Genomic DNA, 8,540 nt, shown 5'->3' on the forward strand with positions numbered 1-8,540 from the left:
GCAGTGTCAGGCCCCGCAGTGTCAGGCCCCGCAGTGTCAGGCCCCGCAGTGTCAGGCCCCGCAGTGTCAGGCCCCGCGGTGTCAGGCCCCGAGGCGTCAGGCCCCGCGGGGCTGTCTGTGGTCACGGAATCCGACAGGTTGTCAGTACTGTCGCCAGCCGTGATCAGGTCCGTATCAGTCACGGATTTCCTTTCTTCCCTCGCTGATCAACTCGCGCGAGGGGTTCGATTCACTCCACCAAATCGTCGAGTGCTGCCAACCATCGACTCTGCGACGGCGATCGCCGGGACTGGCGAGTCAATGGCAAGCCCTCGTCCAGGAGAACCGTCCAGGAGAAGAATGTGGTGGTTGTCCTTATCAACGCAGATGCAATGCCGCGATCACCGGACGGGTCCGAGGATAACGCGCTTCGATGTCCGAAGCAAGGCAACGGCTCGCCGGTGGTGGCACCGTCACCTGCGCGTCGCGACTCGGGAACTCCAGCGAACCCCATCGCCGGCCGCCATCTTCGCGACGGTGAAACCGTTCGCGACGCCGTAGGCCAGCGTCTCGGACGGCAATTCGGGCTCTGTGCTCAGCGCGATGACCGCGGGCCCCGCGCCGGAGAGCACAGCCGCCACGTGGTAACGGCGCAGCAGTCGAAGGTATTCCGCGGAGGCCGGCATCGCCGGCGCGCGCTGCGGCTGGTGCAGCACGTCCTCGGTGGCAGCCATCAACAGGTCGGGTCGTTCGGTCAGCGCGACCACGAGCAGTGCGGCGCGGCTGAGGTTGAACCGAGCATCGTGGTGGCTGACCTGGGCGGGCAGCAGCACCCGGGTCTCTGCCGTCGACGAACGCTCCTCGGGAATCGCGGCGAACAGCCGGATGTCGGGGTGCAACCGCAACGGCGCCGCAAAATAGCCGCGCGGATCGCGACTACTGTCGGTCCAGGCAACCACCGCGCCGCCCAGTACGGCGGCCGCGGCGTTGTCAGGATGGCCTTCGAACTCCGCGGACAACTGGATGAGCTCGGTCTGACTCAGCGGCATGGAATCTGCTTGTGCGAGAAGCCCGTTGACGGCTGCGAGCCCGCCTACCACCGCAGCCGCGGACGAGCCGAGGCCGCGAGATTGGGGAATAGCGTTGCGGCAGCGCACCGCCAAGCCGGCAGCACCGACGCCGGCCTCCCGCATTCCGCGCTGGATCGCCTGCACCACTAGGTGGTCCGCACCTAGCGGCAGCTGTCCGGCACCCTCCCCCTCGACATTCACAACCAGGCCGGAATCGGTTGTCTCGAGCCTGATTTCGTCGTACAGGCTGAGCGCCAGGCCGATGCTGTCGAAACCCGGTCCCAGGTTGGCGCTGGACGCCGCGACGACAGCGCTGGCCGACAGCCCGGGCGGCAGCATCTGGGTCACGGTGCCTAGACCAATCCCAACTTCGCAACGACGGCGACCGGGTCGACGGGCACCGGTGACACGGTCGGCATGTCTGTGAGCGCCGTGTCGGGATCCTTGAGGCCGTTGCCGGTGACGGTGCACACCACGGTCGAACCACGGCGCACCCAGCCGTCCTCGACGGCCTTGAGCAGGCCGGCGATGCTGGCCGCCGACGCGGGCTCGACGAAAACCCCCTCGGTGGAAGCCACCAGGTGATAGGCGGCCAGGATCTCGTCGTCGGTGGCGGCCAGGAAGCGTCCCCCGGACTGTTGTTGGGCTTCGACGGCCGACGCCCACGACGCCGGCGAGCCGATGCGGATCGCGGTGGCGATGGTCTCGGGGTGGCTCACCGGCCGGCCCAGCACCAGCGGTGCCGCGCCGGCGGCCTGGGTGCCCAGCATCCGCGGCAGTTTGTCGGTCACCCCGTCATTGTGGTATTCGGTGTAGCCCTTCCAGTAAGCGGTGATGTTGCCGGCGTTGCCGACCGGCAGGGCGTGCACGTCGGGTGCGCTTCCCAGCACGTCGACGATCTCGAACGCGGCCGTCTTCTGCCCCTCGATGCGCACCGGGTTGACCGAATTGACCAGCGCGATCGTCGGGAAATCGGCGACGATCTTGCGGGCGAGCTCCAGGCAGTCGTCGAAGTTGCCGTCGATCTGGACGATCTGGGCACCGTGCATGACCGCCTGCGCAAGCTTTCCCATGGCGATTTTGCCCTGCGGCACCAGCACCGCGCAGGTGATCCCGGCGCGGGCCGCGTAGGCCGCCGCCGATGCCGAAGTGTTGCCGGTCGACGCGCACAGCACGGCCTGTTGCCCCCGGGCCACGGCGTCGGTGACCGCCATCGTCATGCCGCGATCCTTGAACGACCCGGTGGGGTTCGCCCCCTCGACTTTCAGGTACACCGCGCAACCGGTTCGCCGGGATATCCCAGTCGCCCGGATCAACGGGGTGCCGCCCTCGAGCAGCGTGACCGGGACCCAGTCGTCGCCGACCGGCAGCCGCTCCCGATAGGCGGCGATCACACCCGGCCAGGACCGGTGCACGGCGGTCCTGGCGGCGCCGGCCGGGCTCATGAGTTGGTTCCTTCCAGCCGTAATACGCTGGCCACCCGCTGCACCACGTCGAGGCCGGCCAGCGCGGTGACGGTTTCCGACAGCGCGGCGTCGGTGGCCCGGTGGGTCACGACGACCACGCGGGCACCCACCGGTTGGCCGCCCTCGTCGAGCACACCTTCCTGGCGGACTTCGGCGATGCTCACGTCCCGTTTGGCGAATTCGGCGGCAACCATCGACAGCACGCCGGGCTCGTCGGCCACGTGCATGCTGACGTAGTAGCGAGTCGAGATCATTCCGATCGGCGCCACAGCAAGCTGGGCGTACTTGGACTCGCGCGGTCCGCGACTGCCCAGCACCCGGTTGCGCGCGGCCATCACCACATCGCCGGTCACCGCTGACGCAGTCGGCGCTCCGCCGGCGCCCTGACCGTAGAACATCAGCCGGCCGGCGGCCTCGGCTTCCACCACGACGGCGTTGAAGGCCCCGCTGACCGCGGCAAGCGGATGCCGCAACGGCACCAGTGCCGGGTAGACGCGGGCTGAAACCCGTTGCTGCCCATCGGCTGCGGTGATGCGTTCACAGATGGCCAGCAGTTTGATGGTGCAGCCCAGAGCCCGGGCGGACGCGAAGTCGTCCGGGGTGATCTTCGTGATGCCCTCGCGGTGGACGTCGTCGGCGGTGACCCGGGTGTGGAAGGCGATGGAGGCCAGGATCGCCGCCTTGGCCGCCGCATCGTATCCCCCGACGTCGGCGGTCGGGTCGGCCTCGGCGTAGCCAAGCGCGCTGGCGTCGTGCAGCGCACGGTCGTAATCCGCTCCTGTGCTGTCCATTTCGGAGAGGATGTAGTTGGTGGTTCCGTTGACGATGCCGGCCACCCGCTGCACGGTGTCGCCGGCCAGCGACTGCGTCAGCGGTCGGATCACCGGGATCGCACCTGCCACAGCGGCCTCGAAATACAAGTCCACATTGGCGCTTTCGGCTGCCTGCGCGAGCTCTCCGGTCGATATCGACAGCAGCGCCTTGTTTGCGGTGACAACGGATTTGCCATGCTCCAGCGCCGAGAGAATCGCCTTGCGCGCCGGTTCGACCGGTCCCATCACTTCAACGACGATGTCGACGTCGTCGCGGCAGACCAATTCCTCGATGTTGTCGGTGAGCAGATCCACCGGCACACCCCGGTCCGCGGCGACACGACGCACCCCGACGCCGCGCAGCACCAGCGGCGCACCGATCCGGGCGGCGAGGTCGTCGGCGCTGCCCTCGATGATGCGTACCACCTCACTGCCGACGTTGCCCAGGCCCAGCACCGCAACGCCGACCGGCTTGTCGTCACCGAACACGGATCACGTCACCTCCAAGCTCAGCAGGTCGTCGACCGTCTCCCGGCGCAGGACCAACCGCGCGCGCCCGTCGCGCACCGCGACCACCGGGGGGCGCCCGACCAGGTTGTAACGACTCGACAGTGAATAGCAATAGGCGCCGGTCGCGGCCACCGCAATCAGGTCGCCCGGGGCGATGTCATCGGGCACCCAGGTGTCCCGGACAACGACATCACCGCTCTCGCAGTGCTTTCCGACGATCCGAGCCAGTATCGGGGGCGAGTCGGTAACCCGGGAGACCAGTCGGGCGTCGTATTCCGCGCCGTAGAGGGCGGTGCGGATGTTGTCGCTCATGCCGCCGTCGACACTGACATAGCGGCGGTGCGCCGTTGCGCTGACGCCGACATCCTTGACGGTGCCCACCTGATAGAGCGTGACCGTGCCCGGCCCGGCGATGGCCCGCCCCGGTTCGACAACCAGCCGGGGAGCGGGCACGCCGGCGGCCGCGGATTCGGTGCGCACGATGGCGGCGAGCTTGCCGGCCAGGTCATGCACCGGTGGCGGATCGTCACCCGGCAGGTAGGAAATGCCCAGGCCACCGCCCAGATCGACGATGGAGATCTGCGCGGTCTTGTCGACGCCGAACTCGGCCACGACGCCGCGCAGCAACCCGACCACGCGGTGCGCGGCAAGCTCGAACCCGCCGACGTCGAAGATCTGCGACCCGATGTGACTGTGCAGGCCCACCAGCCGCAGATGGTCGGCGGCGAACACCCGGCGGATCGCGGCCATCGCGGCGCCACCGGACAGTGACAGCCCGAACTTCTGGTCTTCGTGGGCGGTGGAGATGAACTCGTGCGTGTGCGCCTCGACGCCGACGGTGACCCGGACGAGCACGTCCTGGACGATGCCGGCCTCGGCCGCGATCGCGTCGAGGCGCTCGATCTCGATCAGCGAGTCCACGACCACGTGTCCGACTCCCGCCTTCACCGCCGCGGTCAACTCGGCAATCGACTTGTTGTTGCCGTGCAACGTGATCCGCTCGGCAGGAAAATCCGCGTGCAGCGCGACCGCGAGCTCGCCGCCGGTGCACACGTCGAGGCAGAGACCTTCCTCGTCGATCCATCGCGCAATCTCGCTGCACAGGAACGCCTTGGCCGCGTAATGCACGTTCGCACCGCCGAATGCCGCCGCCATCTCGGCGCACCGAGCGCGGAAGTCGTCCTCGTCGACGACGAACAGCGGCGTGCCGTACTGCTGCACCAGCTCGGTCACGGCCACGTCCGCTATCCTGACCACGCCGTCGTCCCCGCGAACCACGCTGTGCGGCCACACGTTCGGCGTCAGCAGCAGAAGTTCCTCGGAGGTCTGCGGCCGCGGTGGAATGCCCGCGCGATGGATCTCTTCGGCGTGCCGGGGACCGGCCGGGTGAATGTTCACATTCGCTCCGGGGTGCTGACTCCTAGGATGGCCAGCCCGTTGGCGATCACCTGGCGCGTCGCCTGGCACAGCGCCAGGCGCGCGGCGTGCAGCTCGGCGGGCTCCTCGTCGCCTTGCGGCAACACCCGGCACGAGTCGTAAAACCGGTGGTAGTCGCCGGCGAGGTCTTCTAAGTAGCGGCAGACCCGGTGCGGTTCCCGCAGGGACGCAGCCGCTTTCAGCACCCGCGGGAAGTCCCCGAGACTGCGGATCAGCGTGCCCTCTTTGTCGTCGGTGAGCAGCTCAAGGCGGCCGGTTTCGGCGATCAGGCCCAGCTCTGCGGCGTTACGCGCCAGCGCGCAGAGCCGGGCGTGCGCGTATTGCACGTAATAGACCGGGTTTTCGTTGGAAGCCGAGGACCATAGTGCCAGGTCGATGTCGATCGGGGTGTCCACCGACGAGCGGGTCAGGCTGTAGCGTGCGGCGTCGACACCGATCGCCTCGACCAGGTCGTCGAGGGTGATCACGGTGCCGGCACGCTTGCTCATCTTGACCGGCTGACCGTCACGAACCAGGTTGACCATCTGGCCGATCAGCACCTCGACGGTCGACGGGTCGTCGCCGAAGGCCGCGGCGGCGGCCTTGAGCCGGGAGATGTAGCCGTGGTGGTCGGCGCCGAGCATGTAGATGCACAGGTCGAAACCGCGCCGACGCTTGTCCAGGTAGTAGGCGAGGTCGCCGGCGATGTAGGCCGGACGGCCGTCGCTTTTGATGACGACGCGGTCCTTGTCGTCGCCGAAAGCGCTGGTGCGCAACCAGGTTGCGCCGTCCTTCTCGTAGATGTTGCCGTTTTCGCGCAGCTTTTCGATAGCCTGGGTGACCCGGCCGCTGGTGTGCATCGACTCTTCGTGTGTGTAGACGTCGAAGTCGGTGCCGAAGTCGTGCAGCGATGCCTTGATGTGGGCGAACATCAGGTCGACGCCGATGGCCCGGAAAGTTTCGTGCTGCTGCGCTTGCGGCAGGCTCAGCGCGTCGGGTGCCTGCTGCAGCACCCGGGCGGCGATGTCGCCGATGTAGCTGCCGGCGTAACCGTCCGGTGGCGTCGGCTCGCCCGTGGCGGCGGCGATCAGCGAGTCGGTAAACCGGTCGATCTGCGCGCCGTGGTCGTTGAAGTAGTACTCGCGTACCACGTCGGCGCCCTGTGTCGTCAGCAGCCGGCCCAGCGCGTCGCCGACGGCGGCCCACCGGGTGCCGCCGATGTGGATCGGCCCGGTGGGGTTGGCCGAGACGAACTCCAGGTTCACCTTGTGCACGGCCTGGGTGTCGGAGTGGCCGAACGTGGCGCCCGCGGCGAGGACGTTTTTGACGATGACACCCTGGGCCGACGCCTCCAGCCGCAGGTTGACAAAACCCGGCCCGGCCATCTCCGCCGACGCGATGCCCTCGGCCCGGGTCAGTGCGGCGGCGAGCCAGCCGGCTAACGTGCGCGGGTTGATACCCGCGAGGGTGGCCAACTGCAGCGCCAGGTTGCTGGCGTAATCACCGTGCTCGGGGTTACGTGGCCGCTCGACGGTGACCGTCGCCGGAAGCACCGCGGGATCCAGACCGTGCTCGACGAGCACCGCGGCGGCGGTGGTCTTGAGCAATTCAGCCAGATCGGCGGGGGTCACGAGGCTCTATCCTATGGTCTGCGATGCTGCAAGCCGGAATCCGCTCCGGTGGCCGGCCGGTGGCCGCCATGCGCTAGTCTGACCTCGCCCAGCGGCGCAGCATCGCCAGCGTGCGCCCCCGTAGCTCAGGGGATAGAGCGTCTGCCTCCGGAGCAGAAGGCCGCAGGTTCGAATCCTGCCGGGGGCACCAGTTGAGCAGCGCAGCTAGCCCCGTAACTCGCACATGAGCTGAGGTGGGCCTCAAAATTTCACGGTAGCGCGAGTTCTCCCCTGGCGGCTGCTGAGATCACGGGTTGATCGTGATTTCCGGCTTCTGCGTAGGCGGCGGCACCGCGTGTCGTGCGGTGACGCCGGGTTCCTCGGTCCCGGGGGTGGCTGATCCTTCCTTGGGGTCGAACGGACAGTGGGTCCGCAGGTTCAGGGGATGGCGCGGACTCGGTTGATGGCGTCGGCGAATTCTTGTGCCCAGGGCCAGGTGTGGGGGACCCGTAGAATCGGGTGGCGGGCATGTTTGACCAGGCGGGCCGCGGCGTGCAGCAGCCGGTAACGCAGGGTCGCCGGTTCGGCTTTGGCCAGCGGGCCGTGCAGGAGCAGCAGCCGCATCCAGCACAGCAGGTCGATGGCCACGGCGACCGCGGTGACCCAGGCGGTGTTGATCGCAAACGACTGCGATGGCCGGCGCGCCAGACCGGTGTCCTTGCCGCAGCGGATGAACCCCTCCACTCGGGCGTGCACCCGGTGGCGGGCTTGGAGGCGCTGGGGCTGCCCGCCGGCGGTGTTGGTCGCGATGAGCTGGTAGCGGTAGCCGCCCAGCTGCTCGACCAGCGACAGCTGGCGGCCTTCGTCGATCTTTTCCCGGCGCACCAGGATGCGCATGTCGGTCGGCCAGCCGGCCAGCCGGTCGCCGTCGGGGCCTTCGCGCAGCAGCCCGGTCAGCTCGGCGACTTGGGCGTCCTCGCGCGCGGCGCCGGCCGCGTCCAGTGCGCCCTGCCACCCGGCGGCGGGCATCTGCGCGATCGCGACCCGGGCCCGCTCGTCGAGGTCGAAGCCCACCGAGTAGGCCACCGACCAGCCCGGTTGGGTGTTCAACGTGCTCAGGTGCTCGACCACGGCGTGGCGTGAGCCCGCCCCGTCGATGCTGATCAGCAGGTTGCGCCGCCACTTGAGCGGGATCGCGGCGATCGCCGCGTCGATGATCGCGATGTGATCGGCCGCGGTGTTCGACCCGGCGGTGCCTGGGCGGGCGATCACCGCCAGCAGCTGCACGGTGTTGTCGCAGCGTGCTGCTTGTCGCTGCGCGCTTGCACCAGCGAGGCGTCGATGCGGATCACGACCACCGCACCCAGATCCCCCTGCCAGGTGCGCGAGGGTGGGATCGCGCCATGCCGATCCTCGATCAACGCCCACGCCGGCTCTGGGACCTTGTTGCGTGCCTGCATGATCCGCGTCAGCGCAGCCTCGTCGATTTCGCCCAGTGATCGCCACATCGTCGGCACCGACGCCACAGACCCGAATAGGCCAGGCTGATCCCGAAGCACCGCGGTACCGGCCAGGTTCTGCGCGCCGCCCGCGATCGACACCGCGACGTCGCGTCACACCGCGCTCCGATCGTGGAGGACCTCCGGCCGTGACAACGCAGCCGACAAGCCGCTGGTC

7 protein-coding genes and 1 tRNA gene are annotated in these 8,540 nt (G+C 68.5%); 1 reads left to right on the forward strand and 7 read right to left on the reverse strand.

Annotated features, from left to right (window positions below; all coding sequences use genetic code 11):
• Window positions 1-452: 452 nt before the first annotated feature.
• Genes thrB through argS form a run of 5 tightly spaced genes read right to left on the reverse strand, consistent with a single transcriptional unit; the run spans window position 453 to window position 6,884 of the window.
• Window positions 453-1,388, reverse strand: coding sequence for a homoserine kinase (thrB, locus tag ABDW21_RS06305; protein WP_343601034.1), 936 nt, complete (start codon window positions 1,386-1,388; stop codon window positions 453-455).
• A gap of 14 nt (window positions 1,389-1,402) precedes the next feature.
• Window positions 1,403-2,494 carry a threonine synthase gene (gene thrC / locus ABDW21_RS06310; RefSeq protein ID WP_343601015.1) on the reverse strand — a complete coding sequence of 364 codons (1,092 nt, stop codon included), beginning with the start codon at window positions 2,492-2,494 and terminating at the stop codon, window positions 1,403-1,405.
• Window positions 2,491-3,816 carry a homoserine dehydrogenase gene (locus ABDW21_RS06315; RefSeq protein WP_343601014.1) on the reverse strand — a complete coding sequence of 442 codons (1,326 nt, stop codon included), beginning with the start codon at window positions 3,814-3,816 and terminating at the stop codon, window positions 2,491-2,493. The genes thrC and ABDW21_RS06315 overlap by 4 nt, the downstream gene beginning before the upstream one ends.
• 3 nt (window positions 3,817-3,819) lie before the next feature.
• The gene (gene lysA, locus ABDW21_RS06320) at window positions 3,820-5,181 is read right to left on the reverse strand and encodes a diaminopimelate decarboxylase (protein ID WP_343601033.1); all 1,362 of its coding nucleotides are present in this window, start codon (window positions 5,179-5,181) and stop codon (window positions 3,820-3,822) included.
• Between the two features lie 50 nt (window positions 5,182-5,231).
• Complete coding sequence (gene argS, locus ABDW21_RS06325) at window positions 5,232-6,884, reverse strand: arginine--tRNA ligase (protein WP_343601013.1); 1,653 nt, start codon at window positions 6,882-6,884, stop codon at window positions 5,232-5,234.
• Window positions 6,885-6,998: 114 nt separating this feature from the next.
• Here argS and ABDW21_RS06330 point away from each other — a divergent pair.
• Window positions 6,999-7,074: transfer RNA gene (locus ABDW21_RS06330), tRNA-Arg, on the forward strand.
• Between the two features lie 227 nt (window positions 7,075-7,301).
• On the opposite strand, the gene ABDW21_RS06335 is transcribed toward ABDW21_RS06330, so the two are convergent.
• Complete coding sequence (locus tag ABDW21_RS06335; protein WP_343601012.1) at window positions 7,302-8,150, reverse strand: transposase; 849 nt, start codon at window positions 8,148-8,150, stop codon at window positions 7,302-7,304.
• Window positions 8,132-8,371 (reverse strand): hypothetical protein, encoded by a 240-nt coding sequence (locus ABDW21_RS06340; RefSeq protein ID WP_343601011.1) that lies wholly within the window; start codon window positions 8,369-8,371, stop codon window positions 8,132-8,134. Before ABDW21_RS06340 ends, ABDW21_RS06335 begins: the two co-directional genes overlap by 19 nt.
• Window positions 8,372-8,540: the final 169 nt, after the last annotated feature.

The sequence above is a fragment of the Mycobacterium sp. genome, assembly GCF_039583805.1.
Taxonomy (GTDB): Bacteria; Actinomycetota; Actinomycetes; order Mycobacteriales; family Mycobacteriaceae; genus Mycobacterium.